Annotated in this window: 27 protein-coding genes; 4 read left to right on the top strand and 23 right to left on the bottom strand. The window is 36.4% G+C overall.

Annotation, left to right across the window (positions count from 1 at the left end):
* Positions 1-20: 20 nt before the first annotated feature.
* The 11 genes from HW423_RS03610 to HW423_RS03560 form a co-directional block, all read right to left on the bottom strand.
* Positions 21-2,363, bottom strand: coding sequence for a DNA internalization-related competence protein ComEC/Rec2 (locus HW423_RS03610; RefSeq protein ID WP_268951460.1), 2,343 nt, complete (start codon positions 2,361-2,363; stop codon positions 21-23).
* Complete coding sequence (locus HW423_RS03605; RefSeq protein ID WP_218930582.1) at positions 2,360-3,100, bottom strand: helix-hairpin-helix domain-containing protein; 741 nt, start codon at positions 3,098-3,100, stop codon at positions 2,360-2,362. The genes HW423_RS03610 and HW423_RS03605 overlap by 4 nt, the downstream gene beginning before the upstream one ends.
* 115 nt (positions 3,101-3,215) lie before the next feature.
* Entirely contained in the window at positions 3,216-3,713 is a 498-nt protein-coding gene (coaD, locus tag HW423_RS03600) for a pantetheine-phosphate adenylyltransferase (RefSeq protein WP_235956273.1), read from the bottom strand.
* Positions 3,706-4,278: a 16S rRNA (guanine(966)-N(2))-methyltransferase RsmD gene (gene rsmD, locus HW423_RS03595; protein ID WP_218930580.1), complete on the bottom strand. Its 573-nt coding sequence runs from the start codon at positions 4,276-4,278 to the stop codon at positions 3,706-3,708. The genes coaD and rsmD overlap by 8 nt, the downstream gene beginning before the upstream one ends.
* Before the next feature lie 13 nt (positions 4,279-4,291).
* Positions 4,292-4,648 (bottom strand): YlbG family protein, encoded by a 357-nt coding sequence (locus HW423_RS03590; RefSeq protein WP_218930579.1) that lies wholly within the window; start codon positions 4,646-4,648, stop codon positions 4,292-4,294.
* Between the two features lies 1 nt (position 4,649).
* The gene (locus tag HW423_RS03585) at positions 4,650-5,912 is read right to left on the bottom strand and encodes an FtsW/RodA/SpoVE family cell cycle protein (RefSeq protein ID WP_218930578.1); all 1,263 of its coding nucleotides are present in this window, start codon (positions 5,910-5,912) and stop codon (positions 4,650-4,652) included.
* Positions 5,913-6,139: 227 nt separating this feature from the next.
* On the bottom strand, positions 6,140-6,742 hold the full coding sequence (locus tag HW423_RS03580) for a superoxide dismutase (RefSeq protein ID WP_218930577.1): 603 nt from the start codon (positions 6,740-6,742) through the stop codon (positions 6,140-6,142).
* Between the two features lie 103 nt (positions 6,743-6,845).
* A complete protein-coding gene (gene typA, locus HW423_RS03575; protein ID WP_218930576.1) occupies positions 6,846-8,678 on the bottom strand; it encodes a translational GTPase TypA in 1,833 nt (610 codons plus the stop codon).
* Positions 8,679-8,697: 19 nt separating this feature from the next.
* On the bottom strand, positions 8,698-9,471 hold the full coding sequence (locus HW423_RS03570; protein ID WP_218930575.1) for an inositol monophosphatase family protein: 774 nt from the start codon (positions 9,469-9,471) through the stop codon (positions 8,698-8,700).
* On the bottom strand, positions 9,472-9,786 hold the full coding sequence (locus HW423_RS03565) for a UPF0223 family protein (protein WP_218930574.1): 315 nt from the start codon (positions 9,784-9,786) through the stop codon (positions 9,472-9,474).
* 40 nt (positions 9,787-9,826) lie between these two features.
* A complete protein-coding gene (locus HW423_RS03560; protein ID WP_218930573.1) occupies positions 9,827-10,720 on the bottom strand; it encodes a LysR family transcriptional regulator in 894 nt (297 codons plus the stop codon).
* Between the two features lie 157 nt (positions 10,721-10,877).
* On the opposite strand from HW423_RS03560, the gene HW423_RS03555 reads away from it, so the two are divergent.
* The 3 genes from HW423_RS03555 to HW423_RS03545 are packed head-to-tail and all read left to right on the top strand — an operon-like array spanning position 10,878 to position 13,085.
* Positions 10,878-11,252 (top strand): CidA/LrgA family protein, encoded by a 375-nt coding sequence (locus HW423_RS03555; protein WP_218930572.1) that lies wholly within the window; start codon positions 10,878-10,880, stop codon positions 11,250-11,252.
* Positions 11,249-11,953, top strand: coding sequence for an LrgB family protein (locus HW423_RS03550; RefSeq protein ID WP_218930571.1), 705 nt, complete (start codon positions 11,249-11,251; stop codon positions 11,951-11,953). The genes HW423_RS03555 and HW423_RS03550 overlap by 4 nt, the downstream gene beginning before the upstream one ends.
* A gap of 22 nt (positions 11,954-11,975) precedes the next feature.
* Positions 11,976-13,085, top strand: a complete 1,110-nt coding sequence (locus HW423_RS03545; protein WP_218930570.1) for an alpha-hydroxy-acid oxidizing protein — start codon at positions 11,976-11,978, stop codon at positions 13,083-13,085.
* 56 nt (positions 13,086-13,141) lie between these two features.
* Here the strand turns inward: HW423_RS03545 and HW423_RS03540 are convergent, their stop codons facing one another.
* Positions 13,142-13,636, bottom strand: coding sequence for a cupin domain-containing protein (locus HW423_RS03540; RefSeq protein ID WP_218930569.1), 495 nt, complete (start codon positions 13,634-13,636; stop codon positions 13,142-13,144).
* Positions 13,637-13,725: 89 nt separating this feature from the next.
* Between HW423_RS03540 and HW423_RS03535 the strand changes: the two genes are divergently transcribed.
* Positions 13,726-14,073, top strand: coding sequence for a hypothetical protein (locus HW423_RS03535; RefSeq protein ID WP_218930568.1), 348 nt, complete (start codon positions 13,726-13,728; stop codon positions 14,071-14,073).
* A 49-nt stretch (positions 14,074-14,122) separates the two neighbouring features.
* On the opposite strand, the gene atpC is transcribed toward HW423_RS03535, so the two are convergent.
* The 11 genes from atpC to HW423_RS03480 all read right to left on the bottom strand — a co-directional run bounded on the left by atpC (position 14,123) and on the right by HW423_RS03480 (position 24,975).
* A complete protein-coding gene (atpC, locus tag HW423_RS03530) occupies positions 14,123-14,557 on the bottom strand; it encodes an ATP synthase F1 subunit epsilon (RefSeq protein ID WP_218930567.1) in 435 nt (144 codons plus the stop codon).
* A gap of 32 nt (positions 14,558-14,589) precedes the next feature.
* On the bottom strand, positions 14,590-16,044 hold the full coding sequence (gene atpD, locus HW423_RS03525) for a F0F1 ATP synthase subunit beta (protein ID WP_218930566.1): 1,455 nt from the start codon (positions 16,042-16,044) through the stop codon (positions 14,590-14,592).
* A 20-nt stretch (positions 16,045-16,064) separates the two neighbouring features.
* Positions 16,065-16,970 (bottom strand): ATP synthase F1 subunit gamma, encoded by a 906-nt coding sequence (gene atpG, locus HW423_RS03520; RefSeq protein ID WP_218930565.1) that lies wholly within the window; start codon positions 16,968-16,970, stop codon positions 16,065-16,067.
* A gap of 15 nt (positions 16,971-16,985) precedes the next feature.
* Positions 16,986-18,497, bottom strand: coding sequence for a F0F1 ATP synthase subunit alpha (gene atpA / locus HW423_RS03515; protein ID WP_218930564.1), 1,512 nt, complete (start codon positions 18,495-18,497; stop codon positions 16,986-16,988).
* An 11-nt stretch (positions 18,498-18,508) separates the two neighbouring features.
* Complete coding sequence (locus HW423_RS03510; protein WP_218930563.1) at positions 18,509-18,865, bottom strand: F0F1 ATP synthase subunit delta; 357 nt, start codon at positions 18,863-18,865, stop codon at positions 18,509-18,511.
* Complete coding sequence (atpF, locus tag HW423_RS03505) at positions 18,852-19,364, bottom strand: F0F1 ATP synthase subunit B (RefSeq protein WP_218930562.1); 513 nt, start codon at positions 19,362-19,364, stop codon at positions 18,852-18,854. Before atpF ends, HW423_RS03510 begins: the two co-directional genes overlap by 14 nt.
* Before the next feature lie 30 nt (positions 19,365-19,394).
* Positions 19,395-19,607 (bottom strand): ATP synthase F0 subunit C, encoded by a 213-nt coding sequence (gene atpE, locus HW423_RS03500; protein WP_218930561.1) that lies wholly within the window; start codon positions 19,605-19,607, stop codon positions 19,395-19,397.
* 30 nt (positions 19,608-19,637) lie between these two features.
* Positions 19,638-20,354, bottom strand: a complete 717-nt coding sequence (atpB, locus tag HW423_RS03495) for a F0F1 ATP synthase subunit A (RefSeq protein ID WP_218930560.1) — start codon at positions 20,352-20,354, stop codon at positions 19,638-19,640.
* Between the two features lie 474 nt (positions 20,355-20,828).
* On the bottom strand, positions 20,829-22,235 hold the full coding sequence (gene lpdA, locus HW423_RS03490) for a dihydrolipoyl dehydrogenase (RefSeq protein WP_218930559.1): 1,407 nt from the start codon (positions 22,233-22,235) through the stop codon (positions 20,829-20,831).
* A gap of 13 nt (positions 22,236-22,248) precedes the next feature.
* Positions 22,249-23,916, bottom strand: a complete 1,668-nt coding sequence (locus HW423_RS03485) for a dihydrolipoyllysine-residue acetyltransferase (RefSeq protein WP_218930558.1) — start codon at positions 23,914-23,916, stop codon at positions 22,249-22,251.
* An 81-nt stretch (positions 23,917-23,997) separates the two neighbouring features.
* Complete coding sequence (locus HW423_RS03480) at positions 23,998-24,975, bottom strand: alpha-ketoacid dehydrogenase subunit beta (protein WP_218930557.1); 978 nt, start codon at positions 24,973-24,975, stop codon at positions 23,998-24,000.

Here is a 24,975-nt window from a genome sequence, read left to right as displayed (position 1 = left end):
ATTCACATTATCTTTCCACCTTATTTCTCAATAACTGTCCGAATTTTATACCCCTTTAATGGGTGATATGTGAGTTGAACAGCGCCAACCATTTCAGTACTTAAATAAGGAACACTGTGTTGGTTTAATAAATCTGTCACTTCGGCATGGGGATGACCGTACTGATTATTAACACCAGCTGAAATGAAGGCGAGGAACGGTTGAGTATGCGTCAGTAATTCTTCAGAAGTACTCGTATTACTCCCGTGATGACCTACTTTTAAAATATCCGCTCGAATTTCTGGATAGGTCGCTAAGATTTTTGTTTCAATTCGCTTAGTCACATCTCCTAATGATAATACCGCGAGACCTTCTATATCGATTTGAGTAATCAATGACGAATCATTGGATTCACTTTGCGAATATTTAATATCAGAGAGTGCTGGGTTATACAATGTCAGCGGAATAGTTGGATGTTTATAGCTTTGACCCATGTCTAGACTCACAACGGTATTAACTTTAACTTGAGCTGAAATCTCTTCCCAAATATTACTCTTCAAAGTATAATCACTCACCCATAACTCCTGAATGTTGATCGCTTGAGACAAAGCTTGTAAATTCCCAATGTGATCAATATCGGGATGGGTAATAATGACACCATCTAATTGATTCACACCTAGAGCTTTTAAAGCGGGGATTAAATTCCACTCAGCAAAACTATGGTCGATATTCGATCCTTCCACTGGTTCCCAAAGTCGCTTGCCGCCGGTATCAATCAACCAATTCCCCTGTTGATGACCTAATTGAAATAACATCGCATCTCCCTGCCCCACATCAATCATCGTTAATTTAACCGTCGGATCCAAATAGGGTACCCCAAACAAAATAATTAAATACATCAGCAAGAATACACCATAACTTAAAAATGGGCGAACATGGATGAACGCAATAAAAAATACAGCGACAAGTATAAGTAAATAAAAAATCACTGGCGTCTGCTTCCCGACTATCAGATTAAAGGCATAAAATACGTCAGATTGGCTTAACAGTTCATTAATGAAGACAACACCTCTATCTAACATTGCACTCACTGTTTCTAAACCCGGGAAAGAAAATACAATCCATAATGTCGTTAAAAAGACGAGCGGCATAATCAGATGAGTAAAAACGACTGTAAACAAAATAACTATCACTACTTGAATTACATTCCATTCAAATGACGTCTGCATGATAATTGGCCAGGACAATAACAAGCAAGCAAAAGTCATTTCAATAATTTGAATGGCAGAATGTTTATTTGGGGTAGCTTGGTTATAACTCATCACAACAAAAGTCATCATAAAACTTAATGTATAGCCTAGCGATAAGACATTTAAAGGGTCAAAACAAATGAATAAAATTCCCACGATGGCAAGGCTATCTAAAGAAGCGATGGGTAAACGATACTTTGTTTTTAAAGAATTTAAGGCACTCGTAGATAAGACACGAATGACCCCAATCGGCCAACCGACTAACCACGTGTAAAGCCATAGCACAACTGTAATTAAAATCTTCGCATATTCAATTGGCATGCCAAATCTGAGCAATACACTATTTAACAAGCGTCTAATAAAATAAATATGAAAACCAGAGATTGCAAAGAAGTGTGCAACTCCTAAAGCAGTAAAGTTTTCTTTGTAGTGCCTATAAGTGTCGGAGTCAATATTGAAAAGTAGCTTATTATGAATCGCAATCCACTCATGATGGTTTAGCTTAATAAAGGGCTCCAATATCTTATATCTGAATGTATCTAATTTGCCAACAAATGATGGGTCCGATTTAAGCTGATATATGTTAGTAATTTCAAATTCCCAGGCGATATTTTGGGTAGCTAAGTAAGCTTTATAATCAAATACATCAAAATTTCTAGCCACATCCGGCTTTTCAAACTTACCTTCAACGAACCAAACAGTTGATTCTTCAAGTATGCTTTGATTTTCAGGTTCGTCATCTTCTAACCAATGAACAAAATTTACTCTTAATTCGATCTTCTCGGATTGATGAACGATTTGAACTTTCCCGTCACCACGGACTGAGTCCTCATCACTTTGTACATCAAAAGGATTCGTATATAAAATTGCACGCATTTCTTGCGAGGCAATGGGTAATTCCTCGAGTTTTTGAAACTGAAATGTTTGAAAGAATGCATATCCAAGAACTAAAATAGACAAGACAGTAACGGTTATGACTGTCTTCAGATTACCCAAACAAATTATTCTTAAGGCTATGAAGATAATAGGTAGCATTAGCCAAAAACTAAAGTAATAAAAGGCCTGTAACACGACATAAATAAGCAGAAAAATAAAGGGCCATTCATATCGTATGTGTTGTAAATATTTTATCATGGCGAAACCGTAATAAGGTCAGTTAGGTTCTCGAATGTCTTCTCACCTATCCCAGAAACAGCCATAATATCTTCAATGGCAGCAAAGCTTCCATTCTCTTCTCTAAATTGAATAATTGCGGCTGCCTTTTTGGGTCCAATATTCGGGAGAGTCATCAACTCATCTACGGTGGCGGAATTTATATTTACTAGACCAGGTACAATGTCATTAATTGAATTAGACCCTTCAATATAAGCCGGTTCAACTGACCTTGTTTCCGGTATCGTCTCTGCTTGTTCCAATTCTGAATAGCTATAAATGTATAACAACATCTGATCTTCAAGTAGTTTCGCCTGGTTTAATGTTTCTGTGGCGGCTTCTTCAGTTAGTCCCCCTGCCATTTCTATCGCATCATAAACTCTACTTCCTAGAGGCAAAGCATACATATCTGGTTTGGCAACTGCTCCTTTAATATCGACATAAACCACTTGCTGTTCATTATCTTCTGCTCGCTCTTCCGTCTGTTGTTTTAGCCCAGATATTGCTGCTAAATCCGTATTAACTTCAGGTTCTTGGGTTGATTCCGCCGAATGAGTTGAGTTACTTTCGAACAGTTTGACATAATCGGTTGACGATTGTTGGCTAGGTAGGATAGCCGATAATAAGACGATAACCAACACCGTCAGTACTAATATCTTAAAAATATTCTGTTGAATATGAGTCACGATTGTCTTAAAGGTCACATTTTGAAAATTCATATTATTCCTCCTAAAAATTTGTCTATATATATATATACAAAAAAAAAGCCGATTTTCATTTTTTAAAATGAAAATCGACCAAATAATTTTTTTATGATCTAATTTATGTGAATATTTACTTAGAAGTAATTTTTTCGTGCATGGCTTCTTCAACATTTGGTGGTACCATATCACTGATATCCCCATCGAAAAAGGCAATTTCTTTAATAATCGTCGAACTTAAGTAGCGATACTGATCGGCAGCATATAATATCATCGTTTCTAAACCATCTACTTGTCGAGCATTCGCAGAAGCGATGGCGTACTCGTAATCTACATCCGTTGTATTACGTAAGCCTCTGATAAGCGCAGTCGCTTGTTTTTCTTCGTAATAATGAGCAATCAGCCCATCCTTTAAAGTATCCACTGTTACGTTACCGATATGTTCCACGCTGTCTTCAACTAATTTAATTCGCTCATCAACCGTAAACAATGTTTTCTTATTTGTATTGATTGCGATTACGACAATGACTTCATCAAAAAGTTTACTACTTCGTTCAATTAAGTTTAAGTGCCCTTTAGTTAGGGGATCAAATGTTCCAGCAAAAATACCAATCTTTGGTTTATTACTCAACACTATTCTCCTCACCTTCATAGATATGAATGCGGGTTGCACCATAATCTTTTACTTTAATTAACTCATGACCTTCAATCCAATCTGGAAGGGTTACATCTGAATCTGTTTCACAGACAATGGTCGTTTGTTTATTAATGACTTCTAATTCCCAAAGCCATTGTATATCTTTTTCAATTTGTTGTTTGTGATATGGCGGATCTAGAAAGAGTAGTTTAAATGGCTCAGCCAATTGACTCGTTGCATAGTTTCGTAAACTCTTATGATTATCACCTTTTAATAAAGTGAAGCGCTCTTCCTCTTTAGTCACCTTTAAGTTTTCGTTGATTGTCTCGATGGCTGGTCTGTATTTCTCACACAGAACAGCAGAATCCATCCCTCTAGAAACAGCTTCAATGGCTAAAGCACCACTTCCAGCATATAAATCTAAACAAATACCACTTTCAAAGTACCCACCAATTAAATTAAACATACTTTCTTTAATTTTATCTGTTGTCGGCCGTGTATTTTGACCTGGGACGGCTTTTAGTCGTCTACTTCCATAATTTCCTGATATTACTCGCATATATTACCACCAATTATCCATTATTCATTTTTTTGTTGCTAAGTGACTCTGCAATTGACTCGATTAATGACTCTTCTTCATCCTCTACAGAAAAAGGACCCGATAAAGAATTGTCTGTTGAAGGTTCAATCGCATTTGCAAACGTCATGTCAATGTCATCTCGGTATGAATACTCGACTTCTCTGACAAAGTAATAGTCATTCACTACTTTCTCAACTTTTTCTGCATCTTTTTTATTCACATACATAATCGCATACTTCATTCTACGACTATAGTAATGAATATAGCCATGCTTTCTTAATTCTTTAATCTGCTTTGTTGAATATAGCCAAATAACCAGCGCTTGTCTTTCAATTATATTAAATTCCATATTACTCCCCTTTCCGCTTAGAATAAACTAAGTTGATATTTGGTTCTTTACCTTCTTCAATTATCATTCTTAAAGCCAGTCCAATCGCACTTAGCATTGCAATCATACTTGTTCCTCCATAACTAATAAATGGTAAAGTGACCCCAGTTAATGGCAGAATACTCACGACACCTCCGATATTAATGACAGTTTGAACGAGTAGTAAAGATGCAACACCTATTAGAACTGATTTACGGTATAACTCTGTACTTGCTGCCGCGCGTTGATAAATAATTACGATGAGGCTAAATAGTAAGCCTACCACGACTAACACACCAATTAAGCCAAGTTCTTCAGCGATATTTGCCAATATATAATCGGATTCAATGACCGGTAAAGCCCCTTGCTTCGATACACCTTCGCCTAATCCCATTCCAAACCAACCACCCCGACTAAATGCCATTAAGCCTTGGATGATTTGGTATCCTGAATCGGATGAATATCTGAATGGATCAATGAATGATGCAATCCGTTCAAACATATGGAAATCTTTTGACACTAGCCAATCTCCAAATTGCCGACCAATGATCGTTAATAATAAATAACCAACAAATAAAACACTATAGGCTATGATGTTCCACTTTAAAGACCCTTTCGTCAACAGAAAAATAAGTCCCAGAGTCGCTGATAGAATAATCAACATTCCTAAATCGGGTTGTAGAAAAATTAGCACACAGGAAACTACTAATGTTGCAATAGCTACATTATTCACGTTAAACCAGGAAGGAAGTTTCTGATTAGTCAGAATGACTTCCCTATCATAATACTTGATTAACCAACTAATCACTAGAATTCCAATGACTTTAACGAACTCACTTGGTTGAAAACTCACTCCAAATACGACAAACCAACTGGTTGCCCCCCAGACGCTTTCTTGAGTGGCCAAAGTATATAGTAGTAAGAAAATTAATATGACCATCATAATTAGAATGAGCTTGATATTTTTAAATAATTCAAAAGGTACAACAACCATTATACCGATGATGATGACACCAATAACAACTGAAAGACTTTGTGTCGTGATCGCGCTCATTGGATTATCATACATTGTCGCACTAAAGACTGAAATCAACCCAATGACCACCAATAAAGTTGTAATTAATACGATGGATTTGTCAATCAACCTAAAATTCTGTGCCATTTCTTTTTTTGAGAATAATTCTTTGAATAAATTTTTAAGCCTCATACTTTTTGAAGCATCATGATGTTCCTCATTGTTTGCCATCAAACGCCTCCTTATGGATAGATAATTACACTCAGTATACCACTTCAAAAAGTGTATTGAAAAGTGTATGATTTTTCATATAAGCTATTATAACATGTATCGCTTAATTAAAAATGACTATTTATTGAATCCTCAAATGACTCACTAACTACAATAATCCAATTTACAAGCAAAAAAATAATGCCACTGAGATTTCTCTCAATGACACTATCAATTCAAACTTTAGTTTACGCGTTTAAACGTTCTACAACTTTCGACCAGTTAACAACTTTCCAGAAAGCTGATAAGTATTCTGGACGACGGTTTTGGTAGTTTAAGTAATAAGCATGTTCCCATACATCTACACCTAATAGTGGTTTTTTACCATCTGTAATTGGGTTATCTTGGTTTGGAGTTCCAACAACTTCTAATGTTCCGTTGTTATCAACAAGCCATGCCCAACCAGATCCAAACTGACCTGCACCTGCTGCTTCAAATTTCTCTTTAAATGCATCTACTGATCCGAATGCATCTTCTAATTTTTTAGCTAATTCAGCAGGAACTTCATTATTATCTGAAGGTGCTTGTAGAGATTCCCAGAATAATGAGTGGTTTAAGTGTCCACCACCGTTGTTACGTACAGCTGTACGTTTTTCTTCTGGAATATCGTTTAAGTTTGCAACAACATCTTCGATTGCTTTATCAGCAAACTCTGTTCCTTCTAATGCATCATTTAATTTTGTTACATATCCGCTGTGGTGTTTGCCATGATGGATTTCCATTGTTTCCTTATCGATAACTGGTTCTAAAGCATCACTTGTATATGGTAAATTCGGTAAAGTAAAAGCCATAATTAAATTCCTCCTATTTATTTCATATAATACATTCATATTACCATCTAAGAATGGAATCACACAATAAAACGCTCTCTTAATGTGAGCGTTTTGCAAAATATTATTTCTTATCTTTTTTAGATGCTTTTTCACGAGCACTTTTATCTAAGATTTGTTTACGTAAACGAATACTTTCTGGTGTTACTTCGCAGTACTCATCTTCGTCCATGAATTGTAATGATTCTTCTAATGTTAAAATCTTAGGTTGTTTGATCACATTAGTTTGGTCTTTATTCGCTGAACGTACGTTAGTTTGTTGTTTAGCTTTAGTGATATTAACTGTTAAATCATTCTCACGGTTATGTTCCCCAATAATCATACCACCATAAACTTCAGTACCTGGCGTGATATAAATTTGTCCACGTTCTTCGATGTTCATAATACTATAAGTTGTCGCTTGACCAGAGTCTAGTGAAACTAGAGCACCATTACGACGACGGCCGATTGATCCTCCTACAGCTGGTCTATACTCATCAAAAGTATGGTTCATAATTCCGTAACCACGTGTTAATGACATAAATTCTGTTGCGAATCCTATTAATCCACGCGCTGGAACTAAAAAGATTAGACGAACTTGTCCGTTACCTGGGTTAATCATATCAGCCATTTCAGCTTTTCTTGTACCCAAAGCTTCAATAATAGATCCCATATATTCTTCAGGAGTATCAATTTGTAATCTTTCAAACGGTTCACTTGCGACACCATCAATCTCACGAATGATTACTTCTGGTCTTGATACTTGGAATTCGTATCCTTCACGTCTCATGTTCTCAATTAAGATTGATAAGTGTAATTCCCCACGTCCTGATACAGTAAAGGCATCAGGTGAATCTGTCGGTTCTACGTTTAAAGAAACGTCAGTTTGTAATTCACGTGCTAATCTATCTTCAAGATTACGAGCTGTAACGTATTTACCTTCTCTACCTGCAAATGGTGAGTTGTTCGTTAAGAACTTCATTTGTAATGTCGGCTCATCCACGTGTAGTAATGGCATCGCAATAGGGTCAGTACTACTTGATACTGTTTCCCCAACAAAGATATCATCCATACCTGATAGAGCAATTAAGTCTCCACCAATGGCTTCGTTAATTTCAACTCTGTTTAAGCCGAAGAAACCGAACATTTTCGATACACGGAAGTTTTTAGTGCTTCCATCTGTCTTCATTAATGTCACGCTATCTCCAACTTTGATTGTTCCTTGGAACACGCGACCAATACCGATACGTCCAACGTAATCACTATAATCTAACATAGATACTTGGAATTGTAGAGGCTCGTCACGATTATCTTCAGGTGCAGGAACGTGTTCCAATACTGCATCAAAGATGGCATCCATATTATCTTCTTGATCTTCTGGATCACTTGAAGTACTTGAAGTTCCGTTTAATGCTGAGGCATATACAACTGGGAATTCAATTTGATCGTCATCGGCACCAAGTTCGATGAATAATTCTAAGACTTCATCTACAACTTCTTCAGGTCGTGCAGATGGTTTATCAATTTTGTTAACAACGACAACTGGAACTAATCCTTCATCTAATGCACGTTTCAATACAAAACGTGTTTGTGGCATTGTTCCTTCATAGGCATCGACAACTAATACTACACCGTCGACCATCTTCATAATACGCTCTACTTCACCACCGAAGTCCGCATGTCCTGGTGTATCCATGATATTTATGCGAGTCCCTTTATAATCTACAGCCGTATTTTTAGCTAAGATTGTGATTCCACGTTCTCTTTCAATATCATTGTTGTCCATCGCACGATCGTCAAGTTGTGTATGTCCATCTAAAGTGTCCGATTGTATTAAAAGTTCATTAACCAACGATGTTTTACCATGGTCAACGTGAGCGATTATTGCGATGTTTCTTATATCATTACGTAATTCCATTATTTTATTCAATCCTTATCTATTTATGACTTAGCAATTCTAATGCCTCTTGATGCACATTCGGATGTGCAAATAATATTGGTGACCGAGTTAATATATCCGGCCGACTTCCATCTATTGTCGTTACTTTATATCCCATTGACTCGCATATAGCATAACCAGCAGAAAAATCCCAGGGTTGTAAACCAGCTGAGAAATAGAGTGCCGCCTCGCCTCTAATTAAGCCAATGATTTCTATCGCAGCTGATCCATATGATCTTGCGCCGAGTGAAACATTTAGTAAGGCTTTCATATTATACACGTTGTTGGAGAAAGATTCTACATTTCCGAGCACTAAAGATTCATTTAATTGAGAAATTTTTAGTGATTCGAGCGGATGATTATTTAAGTAAACGTCTTCACCCACAATACCATAGTATAAATCACTATTCATTACATCATAAATATAACCAGCAACTGGTAAACCATCTTCAAAAATACCAATCATAATTCCAAAGTGATTTTTGGCTTTAACAAAATTTAAAGTGCCATCGATGGGATCAATCACCCAAACAGTGCCTTTTACATCGTTCACGGTATCCCCTTGTCCTTCTTCACCAATAATTTGATGCGATGGATAATATTTACGGATTTTGTTAATAAAGAATTGCTCCGTTGCTTTATCCATCTCAGTGACTAAATCACTCGGGCTTTTCTTCTCTTCAACTTGTAACTCGCGCTCTAAAGAATATTTTAATGTTTCAGCCGCTTGCTCCATCCAAACTAAAATACGATGATGTAATTGATAGTCCACTTATTTTCTCCTTTGTTCCATAGTTAAATGCATAATTTGTGTTTTTTTATTTAAATTCTCTTCTTTTAATTTAGTTCGCATCAATTGAACCGCCCTGTATATTGAATATCCACTTATGTCTTCAAATTTTTTCCCTATTTGCTTTTCTTGACTCTTACTTGGAACCACTTCTTTGAATTGGTTATAAGCTTGTTGGAATTTTTCAAAGAGAATACCTTGTTCATACGTTGATTCAACTGCATTAAGAAAAGTGATGACATGAACGATGTCTTCATTTGACCAATCTAGGTCGATTGGATATTGATAGTTTTTCAAATAGAATCTCCTTACTATATTAAATTGCTGAAAATAAACTTTAGTTGTCTGTATATAGTTTATTTACTATCGCTAACACTTCATCATTAAATTTCTTCTGAATCGCTGTTACCGGTGTTTCGTTATTGATAATTAAGCTTGTATACACTTTTGGTGCATCTTCAATAGGAACCCTAATTAAGTGGTCTTGATTTCTGATAATAATATCTGTCATGAAACCAGCATAAATTCCTGAATCAATCATTGAATTAATTGTTTGAATTTCATTCGAATAACGAACTTTCTTTAACTTCAGACTATTATCACTTACCCAATGATTCATAATTGTATTATGTGTATACCCATTACCTAACGTAATGAAGTCTAACTCTTCAAGTTCTTCTACTGAAAGATTCTCACGGTCTGCTATTTTATGATTTTTATTTACATAAATCGCAAACTCATGTTCTTCCATAGGAACTTGAGTTAACCATTTTTCCTCAAAAATAGGTTTTTCACTTGAAATAATGGCTGATGAAACTTGATTGTTTCGAATCATTTCAAACATCACTTCAGAACTTTCTTCCTCAATAAAATTCAGTAACATACTATACTCTGCTAAGTCTGGAAGAATCTTTGGTAAGTAATAACCACCGATCGTCGGTAAGAAGCCAAACGATACTGTCTCTGCTTGAGAATTGATAATTTCTTGCTTAGTACGGTCAAGTATTTGTAATATCTCATGAGCAGATCGATATAAGATTTCACCTGATTCTGTTAATTGAACATTTTGAACGGCGCGGTTACGTTGGATTAATGTTGTTTCGAAATTCTCCTCCAATCTCTTTAACGCTATAGAGATAGATGGTTGCGATACATAGAATGCTTCGGCAGTCTTAGTAAAGCTCAAACTTTCTGCTAAATGAATAAAGTATTTTAAATCTCTAATATTCATATATTATTCCTCACTTCATAAATTATATTTATATTTGATAATAATTTGGTATTTATTTGTTTTATATCTATATGGTATTATACTCCTATGAAACGCTTTCATATCTTATGGATTTTGCTCCATATTGATTATATCATAATTGAAAAGGATGACATACATGGATAAGTTAAAACAGTTATTTTGGCTACTTATTTTCTCGTATTTAGGGGAAATATTGTCGCTAATTATTTCGCGGTTTGTTACAATTCCAGGTAGTGTTATCGGAATGGTCATATTATTCTTAGCTCTCCATTTCAATATTTTACCGATTGAAAAAGTAGATGACGTAGGAACTTGGCTGACTGATAACATGGCTTTCTTGTTTGTCCCAGCCGGGGTGGGATTAATGACTCAGTTCGAAGTACTGGGCGGGAACGTTTGGTGGCAGCTACTTATAATTTTATTTGTTACGACTGCATTAATGATGTGGTGTGTGGGTACAGTTGTTCAAAAACAGATCGACAAACGTCAGAACAAGGGGGCTAAAAAATGATAAGTACTTTAGTTGCAACACCATTTTTTGGTTTTATGGTTTCTATTGGCTTTTATTTACTTGGAAGTATTCTTTATAAGCGGATTAAATTACCACTTTTTAATCCTTTGGTATTCGCTATCATATGTGTCATTATTTTATTACTTCTAACGAATGTGTCATATGAAACTTATAATGAGGGAGGAAGATATATTAGTATCTGGGTTACTCCAGCTACGGTTGCCTTAGCAATCAAGCTAGAGAAAAACTTCAAGTACTTAAAAGAGAATTACCCAGCAATCTTAACAGGGATTGTATCCGGTGTGGCATTCCATACTGTATTGATCATTCTGTTTAGCTTGTTGTTTAGATTCGACTATCCATTAGCAGCGACATTCTTACCTAAACCGGTAACGACTGCAATTGCAATTGGTATATCTGAATCTGTTGGTGGCTTAGTACCGTTAACTGTTGCGGTCGTAGTATTCACTGGTGTTGTGGGGGCTTTAATTGGACCTACTCTATTTAGAGTAGCTAATATTACTAACCCGGTTGCTCAAGGGATTGCCTTTGGTTCAAGTGCTCATGCTATGGGGACTTCAAAAGCGATTGAAGTTGGAGAAGTTCAAGGAGCAATGTCTGGTTTAGCGATTGTTGTCACTGGTATTGTTATTGTTGTGTTCGCACCTATCGGTGCTCAAATATTACAATTATTATTTTAATTAAAAAAAGGAGAAGATTAATATGACAGAAGAAAACAAATATAATGCACCTCAAGAGGTAAAAGATTTAAATATTATTAATACGATTGAATTAGAGGACTTTGCTAAAGAAATCGTTCCTAGTGGCGGATTTGATTACATGGCTGGTGGATCTGGTGATGAGTTTACATTGCGTCGTAACGTTTCAGCATTTAACCAAAAAGGAATCTTACCTCGTATAGCAGCTGACGTTGAATTCCCTGATACACAAACAAAAATCTTTGAACATAATTTAAAAGTACCATTCATTATGGCTCCAATCGCTGCTCACGGTTTAGCTCACGAGTCTAAAGAAGCCGGAACAGCGAAAGGAATTAGCGAATTTGGCGGAACAATTATGTCAATTAGTGCTTATTCAGGTGCTTCATTCGAAGAGATTGAAGAAGGTCTCGCAGGTAACCCACGTTGGTTCCAAATTTACATGAGTAAAGATGATGAATTAAACAAAAATATCTTAGACGAAGCAAAAGCAGACGGTGCATCAGCAATCATCCTAACTGCTGATGCAACAGTAAGTGGTAACCGTGACCGTGATACACGAAATAAATTTGTATACCCATTCGGTATGCCAATTGTTTCACGTTACTTGACTGGTTCAGGGGAAAACATGTCATTAAACAATATCTATGGCCAATCTAAACAAAAAATTGACTTAAAAGATATTCAATTCATTAAACATTACTCTGGCCTTCCAGTATTCATAAAGGGTGTTCAAACCCCTGAAGATGCTATGGCAGCAATTGCTGTTGGTGTTGACGGAATTTGGGTTTCAAACCATGGTGGACGTCAACTAGATGGCGCTCCTGCTTCATTCGAAGTATTAGAAGAAATTGCTGAAGTAGTTGCTGGTCGTGTGCCAATCGTATTCGATAGTGGAATCCGTCGTGGAGAGCACATCTTCAAAGCGCTAGCAAGTGGTGCTGATATCGTTGCTATCGGTCGACCAGTATTATTCAGTTTAGCTTTAGGTGGATGGAAAGGCGTTAAGAGCGTATTCGAATACTTCGAAAACGATTTAAAACGTGTCATGCAACTTGCAGGAACACAAACAATCACTGACGTTAAAAATGCTCGCTTAAAAGATTTAAAATAATCACATGATAAAGGCCACACTAGAAAATTAAATCTAGTGTGGCTTATTTTTTTAAATTATTTTTCTTCTGTAGTTAAGCGAGTAATAATTTCTTTATGTTCGGGGTATTTTTCTAGTAGAACTTGTCGTTCAAATAATTCAAAGTCTTCAAATTTAAAGCCAGGACTCACCATACAACCTACAAGCGAATAACCGTCTTTCTCTTCAACCGTCGATCCAAAAATCGTATTTTTAGGTACGACCGCTTGAAGCACTTGGCCTTTTTCGATGTCCGTCCCTAAATAAACTTGTTGATACTCCCCTTCTGGAGTAATCATATGAACTGTTAATGGATTCCCATAATGATAGTACCAAATCTCATCAGAAGTTAAACGATGAAATCTGGACGGATTTGAATCAGTTAACAGAAAGTATATACTCGTATAAAGTGCCGTTGGAGATTGATTTTCTCTTTCAAAAGTTTCGTCTGACTTTAACACTTGATGAAAATAGCCACCCTCAGGATGGGCTTCCATATTATAATAATCAATCCATGTTTGTTTTTTCTGCATAATTTACTCCTTTTCAAGTTAGAATCATCATTCTTTTTAGTATATCTTGTTACAATGAATGTATCAATGAAGAAAAGGAGCAAGATGCAATGGATATAAATGAAATGACAAGAGAAGCTTTACTCCAAGACTCAAATGATACGGATCTAACGCAACATATTCGCGATTTAAGACGTTTAGCTGATAATGGCATGCTTTTACTTGATGATAAGAAAAGACCAGATGCACGTCGTAATTTATCGCTTTTAAAGAATGTTATTATAAAAGAAGCTCAACAGCTTAAAGGCACTGATAAAGCATCAATTTCTACTTTAGCCTCGAAATACATTGCAACAATTAAGAATCTGTCACGGACCCTTTCGAAGGAAACAGAAGATTCTGATTTATATCAAACACTTAATCAGATTTATAAACCTCTTCACAAATTAATTAAATAAATATAAAAAATATCCAGACCTGACTTTAGTAAGTAGGTTCTGGATATTTTTAAATATTTTTTGCCTTAACGTTAATCTTATTAATTGCTCGATTCAAAGCAATACGAGCACGACGGTGAGCAACTGTATCATTATTTGATAAGGCGGTTTCTAATTCTGCCTCGGCCTGTTGTTTCTCAATAAGTGCTTTCCCTTCGTCAATATCTCTTGAACGAATCGCATACGTCGCAGTAATTTCAACAACATTATCATGCATTTCGAGAATACCACCATTTATCGCAATATAGTTATCCGCCATCGATTCCTCACGTCGGCTCACTTTAATTGAACCAACCGTTAACGATGTGATCACTGGAATATGATTGGGAAGTATCGTCATCTCTCCGTCTGTTGTCTTCACTACAATACCTCGTGAGTAGTGAGTATAAATTAATCCTTCAGGAGCATAAATATTCACTTGTAATAGTTCGTGTTTTTTAGCCAATGTTACTTACCTCACTTCCTGAATCGAATTATTTATTTATATTGGGAAACATCAATACCTAATTCTTCAGCTTTATCAATCACTTGATTAATCGCACCCACGTTTCTAAACGCTTCTTCAGGTAGAGTGTCGTATTTACCTTCTAAGATACCTTCAAAGCCATCTAATGTTTCTTCAACTGTTACAAACGAACCTGGAACGCCAGTAAACTGTTCAGCTACATGGAAGTTTTGTGATAAGAATAATTGAATACGACGTGCACGTGTCACTGTCACTTTCTCTTCATCACTTAATTCTTCAATACCAAGAATTGCGATAATATCTTGCAATTCATTATATCTTTGCAATGTTTGTTGAACTTGTGTTGCAATTTGATAATGTCTATTACCAACAATATCTTCAGATAAAGCAATCGATGTTGATTCTAGCGGGTTCACTGCTGGATAAATACCTTGTGACGTTAACTTACGGTCTAAATTTGTTGTTGAATCCAGATGGGCAAACGTTGTCGCTGGCGCCGGGTCAGTATAGTCATCTGCTGGAACATATACAGCTTGAATCGATGTAATCGCACCATCAACCGTAGAAGCGATACGTTCTTGCATGGCGCCCATTTCACTTGCTAATGTCGGTTGGTAACCCACAGCAGACGGCATACGGCCTAATAGAGCTGATACCTCAGATCCTGCTTGAGTGAAACGATAGATATTATCAACGAATAGTAGTACGTCTTGTTTCATTGTATCTCTGAAATATTCTGCCATAGTTAAACCAGTTAATACAGTTCTCATTCTCGCTCCAGGTGGCTCGTTCATTTGACCAAACACTAAGGCAGTATTCTTATCAACACCACTCTCAGCCATCTCCTGAATTAAGTCATTCCCTTCACGAGAACGTTCTCCAACACCAGCAAAGACGGAAATCCCATCCCGTTCTTGTGCGATATTGTGGATTAATTCTTGAATGAGTACTGTCTTACCCACTCCTGCACCACCAAAGAGCCCGACTTTCCCACCTCTTAAATAAGGTGCCAATAGGTCAATAACTTTAATTCCAGTTTCCAATACTTCAAAGTTACTTTCTAAGTCTTCATACTTTGGAGCATCATTATAGATACTTTTCAATTCATAGCCAGTTTCTAATGGACCACGGCGATCGATTGTCTGACCGAGCACATTAAATACTCGTCCTAAAACTTCTTTTCCAACAGGAACTTGGATAGTTGAACCTGTATCAACCACTACCATATCACGACTTAAACCTTCAGTCGCATTCATAGCAATAGTTCTAACAGTCCCTTCACCTAAGTCCAATGATACTTCGACGACTGTTACATCATCACGATTTAAATCCTCTTCAGTAACTGTCTCTTCTGTTACATTTGGAATGATCACTAAAGCATTCTGAATATGAGGGACGCCATCGTCTTTAGGAAACCGAACATCGACGACTGGGCCGATAACTTGTTCTACTTTTCCAATTCTCATGTTATCTTGCCTTCTTTCCTTTAATTTTGTGCATTCGCACCACTCGTAATCTCGATGATTTCATTCGTTACGCGTTTTTGTCTTTGTTGATTATAGACATATTGTAAATTCTTAATTAAATCAGTAGCATTATCAGTTGCTTGAGTCATTGCTTGCATACGACTTGCTTGTTCTGCGGTTTTTGCATCTAAGATTGTTCCATAAATCATACTTTCTGCATATTGAGAAAGCAGTATATCTAACACATCTGGAACATCAGGTTCTATGGCATAATCAACATCTGTTTTTTCTTCAGTTGGAAGATTTGTCAGAGGTAATAATTGCTCACAACGAAATTCATTCTGCAAAGCATTTATTGAGTGATTATAAACTAGATATAATTCATCGAAAATCTCATTTTTAAATAACTCAACACATTTTTGGATTAAACTTTGAACTTGTGTAAATGTCGGAAAGTCAGGTAAATGATGCAACTCGTGTGCAACATTAAAATTTTCTTTTCGACATAATTTCATAATCGGTTCACCGACGGCCATCACAACGATATCTTCTGCCCCTTGATTTCTTTCGTCCAATAACGCTTTAAATTCTTTCAATATCGTTGAGTTGTAACCTCCAGCTAATCCTTTGTCAGAAGTAATCACTAAGTAACCTGATTTCTTAACTGGTCGATTAATCAATAAATCATGAAAATCGACAATACTTGTTAAATCACTATTCGTAACATAACCCGCATTACTAATATCGCCCACGTGGCGCATTAAGTTCGCAACCGTTTGTTTAATTTTCGTTGCATATATTTCATAATTACTTGATATGTTAACTATTCGGTTATACTTAGTCGTAGAAACTAAACTCATTGCTTTAGTAATTTGAGATGTCTTATTGATTGAATCAATTTGTCTTCTAATTTCTTCTAACGCCAATATATATCACCTCGATTAATCTACTGTTTGCGTTGTTCGAAACATTTCTCCAAAGTTACTTAATAAATTATCTAATCTTTCTTGATCCGGTAAATCACCCGTATCTACAATTTCTCTCAAGACGTCTGAGTATGTTGTCTCGATATAATCGTATAATTGCTCTTCATAGTATTTCACTTGATCAACAGGGATATTTTCTAAATATCCGTGAGTTAAAGCAAATAACATAATGACTTGATTCGCTACGGGTATTGGTGAATGAGACGATTGTTTTAATACTTCAACCGTTAATTTACCTTGATCTAATCTTCTTTGAGTGGACTCATCTAAATCTGCTCCAAATTGAGAGAATGCCTCGAGTTCTCGATAACTTGCTAAGTTTAAGCGAAGTGTCCCGGCAACTTTCTTCATTGCCTTCAATTGTGCTGATCCCCCTACACGAGATACTGATAACCCTGCATCAACGGCAGGTCTTACACCAGAGAAGAATAGATTTTGATCCAAGAAGATCTGTCCATCTGTAATCGAAATAACGTTTGTTGGAATATATGCAGATATATCTCCAGCAAGTGTTTCTACAATCGGTAAAGCAGTCATTGAACCGCCACCCATTTCTTTATTCAATTTAGCTGAACGTTCTAATAAGCGTGAGTGTAAGTAGAATACATCACCGGGATATGCTTCCCGTCCGGGTGGTCTTTTAAGTAATAAACTCATCTCACGATAAGCTGCTGCTTGTTTTGATAAATCATCATAAATAATTAATACGTGACGTCCGTTATACATAAACTCTTCACCCATAGCTGTAGCCGCATATGGAGCTAAATATAATAAACTAGACATAGATGAAGCACTCGCAGAAACAACGATCGTATGATCCATCGCTCCGTGACGTTCCAGTGTTGTCACTAAGTTTTTAACAGTAGATTCTTTTTGACCAATCGCTACATAAATACAAATCACATCTTCATCTTTTTGATTAATAATTGTATCTACTGCTAAAGTTGTCTTACCCGTCTTTCTGTCTCCGATTATTAATTCACGTTGTCCACGTCCAATTGGAACTAATGTATCAATGGATTTAATCCCAGTTTGCAATGGCTCAGCAACACTTTCTCTATCCATAATTGCTGGTGCTTCTGCTTCAATCGGACGATTTTTCTTAGTGATAATTTGTCCATTCCCATCTAAGGGTTCTCCCAGTGGATTGACAACTCTTCCTAATAGGGCTTCTCCTACTGGAACCTGCATCACTCGATTCGTCCGACGAACTAAATCTCCTTCGTCAATATCAACATATTCTCCAAGGATAATCACACCGATATCATCTTTTTCTAAGTTTTGTACCATTCCAATAGTACCGTTAGCGAATTCAATCATCTCACCGTTCATGGCATTATCTAAGCCATTGACTCTGGCAATACCATCCCCAACGAAAGAAATGATTCCAATCTCTTCAAGGTGATGTGATGCATCAAATTGTTGGATTTGTTGACGTAACCGCGTAGTTAATTTTTCAGTTTCCAATCATTTCACCTCTATTTCATATTGATTTGTTTGTGTAGATAACCATTTAAATCATTTAGTTTACGTTTTAAGCTGTTATCGTAAAAGTAAGTTGTACTTTGTACTCTGATTCCAGCTATCATGGATGGATCTACACGAAAATCGACTTTATCATTGTCGAAAGGAATGACATGACTCACCGCATCAATCACTGTTTTTCTTTCTTCATCAGTTAATTGTTGTGCACTTGTTATTCTCACTTTTTCATTCGAACGATAATCACCTTGCTCACTTGCTTGTCTGATTCGTTTTTTGTTGATAGAAGATGAAGCAAGTTGTCGTAGTAATTGTTCTTCATTAAGTGAATTATTTATATTATCTACTTTCATTTATACTCGCATCCATTTCTAATACTAATTCTGATATCAATTGTTGGTGGTCTTTCGAATTTACTTCACGTCTTAATACTTGTTCAGCAATTTCGATAGATAATTTACCAATTTGATCTTCCATTGATTCTAGCATTTGTCTACGTTCGCGTTGAATAGATAGTTCTGCTTGTGTGCGCATTTCTTCTATCTCTTCTTTTGCTTGTTCAATTTGATCAGCTTTCATCTTTGAAACTTGCCATTTTGTATCTTGTACTAATTTGTTGGCTTCAGTTCTCGCGTTAGTAAGCATTTCCCTTGCTTCATCTTCCGTTGCTTCAGCATTTTTTTTCGCTGTTTTAGCATCGTTAATATTACTTTCAATCATTTCTTCACGTTCTTGTAGAATCTTTGATATGGGATCCCAAGCAAATTTAGAAACGATAAATAAAAGAATAGCGAAGGATATAATTGTCATTAAGAAATGACCTACTCCTGTTTGAAGTATTGATTCAAGCATTTAATTCCCTCCATTTTCCGTAGTTAATTCTTACATGAATATTAACATGAATGCAATAACGGCAGCCATAATTGGGATAGCCTCGATCATACCTACACCGATAAACATTGTCCCTCTAATTTTACTTTCCATTTCTGGTTGTCGAGCCATCGACTCAATTGCTTTTGAAATAACCATACCGTTCCCGATCGCAGACCCTAAAGCAGCGAAAGCAATCGCTATTGCAGCACCAATTCCGTTCATAATTACATGTCTCCTTTATATTTTAAAATTTTAATGATCAGTAACAACTTTTTGTGATAAATAAACCATGGATAACGTTACAAAGATATATGCTTGTAATGCCCCAATGAATAATGAAAATCCTTGCCATACCATTTGTAATGGTATCCCAGCTAACCAAGTAACTAAGCCGAAACTGTTACCTAATTGAGCGATTAATGCGAGTAGTATCTCACCTGCAAAGATATTCCCAAATAAACGTAATGACAAAGTAGCAATTGAAATAATTTCATCTACAACTTTAATCGGGAGTACGGCTACATTAGGTGTAGCATAATTCTTTTTGAAATATTTGCCAAAACCAAATTTCTTGATCCCTAGAATATGCGAAATGAAATTCATAGTAAGAGCTAATGCAATACAGACGATTGGATCCGCTGTCGGACTTTTCCAATACGAAATCTCATGAGCTTCCACTAAAAATGGTAAACCAAGCACATTTGATACGAAAACGAATAGAAATAGCGTCAAAGCTAACATGACGTAGACAGGTTGAATTTGATTACCAAAAGATTCCTCAACAATCCCATTAATAAATGATATTAAATACTCAAAGACAGTTTGTGTCTTTCCAGGATTCTCAACCTTCAGTTTACGTGTGAAAAATAAAGATAGAAGAAATACAATAATCAAAGTAGCAATCATTGCAACTAATGTATTAAATCCAACATTAATACCGAATATATTAACTAATTTTGTCTCACTCAAAAGCGACCCCTCTTTCTTTAAAAATATTGTGCACAAACTTTTTATAGTTTGTATCACGTCAAATAATAAGCTAATAAATATTTATTCAACATTTTTTATTTTACCATGGAAATTACATTAACACAAATACTTACTAGTCAGTAATCACAGCGTTTTTTTGTGTAGGATTATATTGACCTTGAATATATTTAACATTATAGTTTTTATTTTTTTGCATTAAGTTTACTAACAAAAAATATTTTATTTTTTATTTTAATTTTTTCGGGCGATTATTTTTATATATTTCATAATGATTGCGCTACCACCTAGATTAAATCCAATGCATACAAAAAAATAAAAACAATTTATTTTTCAATATTTCAAGTTTTTTTAGTGTTCTTTTGTACTTTATACACACCCACATGTTGTTATAGTTTATAAAATATGCAAAAAAAAGAGAGAGTAAGTTTTTTACTTACTCTCTCAAAAATTAAATTAAATGTGGATGGGTTGTCCTAATGCTAATTCAGCAGTATCCATTACAACTTCACCTAATGATGGGTGAGAGTGAATAGTTAATGCTAAATCTTCTGCATTTAAGCCACCTTCTACAGCAAGGATTAATTCAGTTATTACCTCGGATGCGTTCGGACCTACTACTTGAGCACCAACAAGAATATTATCTTCTGTTGTAGTTACTAAACGAACGAATCCTTCAGTTTGGTCTAATGAAATTGCACGACCGTTACCACCGAATGGGAATTTAGATGCTTTAACTGATAATCCAGCATCTTTAGCTGTTTTTGCAGTATGACCTCCAGAAGCTAATTCTGGATCTGTAAATGCTACAGCTGGCATTGCAACGTAATCTACAGTATCAGCTTCTCCACTGATTGCAGCTGCTGCAACTTTACCTTCGTATGAAGCTTTATGTGCTAATGCCGCACCAGCAACGATATCACCAATTGCATAGATGTTAGGTAAGTTAGTACGACCTTGGTTATCAACTTCGATTAAACCACGATCAGTCATCTTAACGCCTGCTAACTCTAAGCCCATTTCGTCAGTGTTTGGACGACGTCCTACTGATACTAATACGTAATCAGCATTTACTTCTTCTTCTTTACCGTTAACTTCAAATTTAACAGTAACTGAATCTCCGTTATCAACTGCTTCTTTAGCCATTGCGCCTGTATGAACAGTCATATTACGGTTTTTCATTTCTTTCTCAACAACTCTTACCATGTCTTTTTCAAACGATGGTAATAATTGAGGTGAACCTTCAAGGATAGTTACTTCAGAACCTAAGTTAGCATAAGCCATACCTAATTCCGAACCAATCACTCCACCACCAATAACAACTAATTTTTTAGGTACTTCTGTTAAGTTTAAAGCACCAGTTGAATCGATAACACGTCCACCAAATTTGAATCCTGGGATTTCAATTGGTCGAGAACCTGTGGCGATGATTGCATTTTTGTATGAATAACTTTCTGCGCCATCTTCATGAATAACACGTAAATGATGATCATCTTGTAAGAAAGCTTCTCCCTTAATGATTTCAACTTTATTCTTTTTCAGTAACATTTCAACGCCACCCGTTAATTTGGCAACAACTGTGTTGTCTTTCCATTCTTGTGTGCGTTTGAAGTCTAATTTAACTTCGTTAGTTGTTACACCAAATACTTCACTGTTTTGTGCATTGTGGTATGCATGTCCAGCACTAATAAGTGCTTTAGAAGGAATACATCCTACGTTTAAACAAACCCCACCAATATGTTCACGTTCAATGATGGTAACTTTTTGGCCCAGTTGTGCTGCACGAATCGCTGCAACATATCCACCAGGGCCTGAACCGATAACTACTGTATCTAATTCAACTGCGAAATCTCCAACTACCATTTATTTATTCACCTTATCCTTCCATTAACAATAATTCTGGATCTGCTAAGTAACGTTTGATTTCGTTCATAGCGTGTTGTGCTGTAGCACCGTCAACGATACGGTGGTCAAAACTTAATGACAATTTAACAACACGTCCAACTGCTAATTCACCTTCGTCATTAACAACAGGTTGTTGTACAATTGAACCGAAACCTAAGATAGCTACTTCTGGATAATTGATAACTGGTGTGAACCATTTACCACCTGCAGAACCGATATTTGAAATTGTAACAGTTCCATCTCCCATTTCAGTAGCAGATAATTTACCTTCGTGAGCTTTACTTGATAAATCAGTGATTGCGTCAGCAATATCAAACATGCTTAATGCGTTAGCATCTTTAATATTTGGTACGTATAATCCACGATCTGTATCTGTTGCAATTCCGATATTGAAGTAGTTTTTGTAAACTATTTCGTTAGTTGAGTCATCAATCGATGCGTTTAATACTGGGTATTTCTTAACAGCTGCTACTAAAGCTTTAACAACATATGGTAAAAATGTTAATTTAGTATCGCGTTCTGCAGCAACATTTTTGAATTTCTTACGGTGATCCCATAATTTAGAAACTTCAATTTCGTCATGTAATGTAACATGAGGTGCTGTATGTTTAGAGTTAACCATTGCACGAGCAATTGCTTTACGCATACCTGACATAGGTTCGCGAGTTTGACGTTCTGAAACTGGTACAGAAGCTGGTTCTGCTGTTTTAGCTGGTGCTGCTTTAGCTGGAGCTGCTTTCACTTCAGAAGCTGTTTCAGTTTGTGCTGCTACTGCCACTGGAGCTTGAGCTGTTGTTTGATTTGGATCAAAGTTATTCACGTCATCAGCTGTAACACGTCCACCTTTACCAGATGGTGTTACTGATGTGATATCAATTCCTTTGTCACGTGCTAATTTACGTACAGAAGGCATTGCTAGAACGCGTCCTGTTGCGCTATTTACGCCTGCAGTACCTGTAGATGCTACAGGTTGAGCGTTAGAATCAGCAGGTTGTTGTGCTGGATCTTCGCCTGCTTCACCTGTTGGTGATGCTGGAGTTGATTGAGTATCTTCGCCTGAACCTTCGTAGTCCGGTGCATCAATTTCAACTAAGATATCATCAACGACTGCAACTGTTCCTTCTGATGCATGGATTTTAACTACTTTACCAGCGTATGGTGATGGTAGTTCTTCTACTGCTTTATCGTTTTGAATTTCTACAAGAATTTGATCTTCTTCAACTGTATCGCCTTCAGCTACTAACCAAGATACAACTTCACCTTCAACAATTCCTTCACCTAATTCTGGTAAACGGAACATGAAGTTAGATCCACCTGCTGCTGGTTTAGCTACTGGTGCTGCTGGAGCTGGAGTTGCTGGTGCTGCTGGAGCCGCTTCTTCTTCAGCTTCATCTTCGTAACCAGGTGCGTCAATTTCTATTAGTACTTGACCAACTGTTGTTACTTCACCTTCTTGTGCAACAATTTTTGAAACTGTTCCACTTACTGGAGAAGGTAATTCTTCTACTGCTTTATCATTTTGAATTTCTACTAAAATATCGTCTTCTTGAACTTGGTCGCCTTCAGCAACTAACCAAGATACAACTTCACCTTCAACGATACCTTCGCCTAATTCAGGTAATTTAAATTTAAATGCCATTGGGTGTTTACATCCTTTCTCGTTTTCAGATATGTTTAACAAATAACCAAAGAGTAGCAGTCCTACCCTAAGTATTTATATTTAGAAATCAGTAGCTTCTTTTACTTTTGCTACGATATCATCAGCATTTGGTAACCAGTCTTTTTCTGCCATACCGAATGAGAAGACAGTGTTTGGAGCTGCTACGAATCCAATTGGAGCTTTTAGTGAAAGAATTGCACGTTGTGAAATTTCAGAAATTACTTTCTCACCAACACCGGCTTGACGTTGTGCTTCTTGCACAACGACAACACGTCCAGTTTTTTCAGCTGAAGCAACGATTGTTTCGATATCTAATGGGTGAACAGTACGTAAGTCAACGATTTCAGCTGAGATACCTTCTTTTTCAAGCGCTTCTGCTGCTGAAATTGCTTCACGAACCATTGCACCGTAAGTGATGATAGAAACGTCAGTTCCTTCTTTAACAATGTTCGCTTTCCCTAATGGAACTGTATATTCTTCTTCTGGAACTTCCTCACGGAATGAACGGTAAAGTTTCATATGTTCTAAGTAAACAACAGGGTCATTATCACGAATTGCAGAGATTAATAATCCTTTAGCATCATATGGGTTAGATGGGATAACAACTTTAATACCAGGTGATTGTGCAATTAGACCTTCTAATGAGTCCGCATGCATTTCTGGTGTTGCTACTCCTCCACCGAAAGGTGAACGGATTGTGATTGGCATAGTGCGTGATCCACCTGTACGGTAACGAGTACGCGCTGCTTGTCCTACAATTGAGTCCATAACTTCGAAAACAAATCCGAAGAATTGGATTTCCATAATTGGACGGAAGTTTTCAAATGTTAAACCAACGGCTAAACCACCGATACCAGATTCTGCTAAAGGTGTGTTAAATACACGTTCCTCTCCAAATTTATCTTGTAAGCCTTCTGTGGCACGGAATACCCCACCGTTAGCTCCTACGTCTTCACCGAAGACTAAAGTACGGTCATCGTTGCCTAGTTCAATTTCTAAAGCGTTTGTGATCGCTTGAATCATTGTCATTTGAGCCAT

The organism is Ruoffia halotolerans (assembly GCF_014049385.1).
GTDB classification, from domain to species: domain Bacteria; phylum Bacillota; class Bacilli; order Lactobacillales; family Aerococcaceae; genus Ruoffia; species Ruoffia halotolerans.
This window is presented reverse-complemented; position numbering and strand designations above follow the sequence as displayed.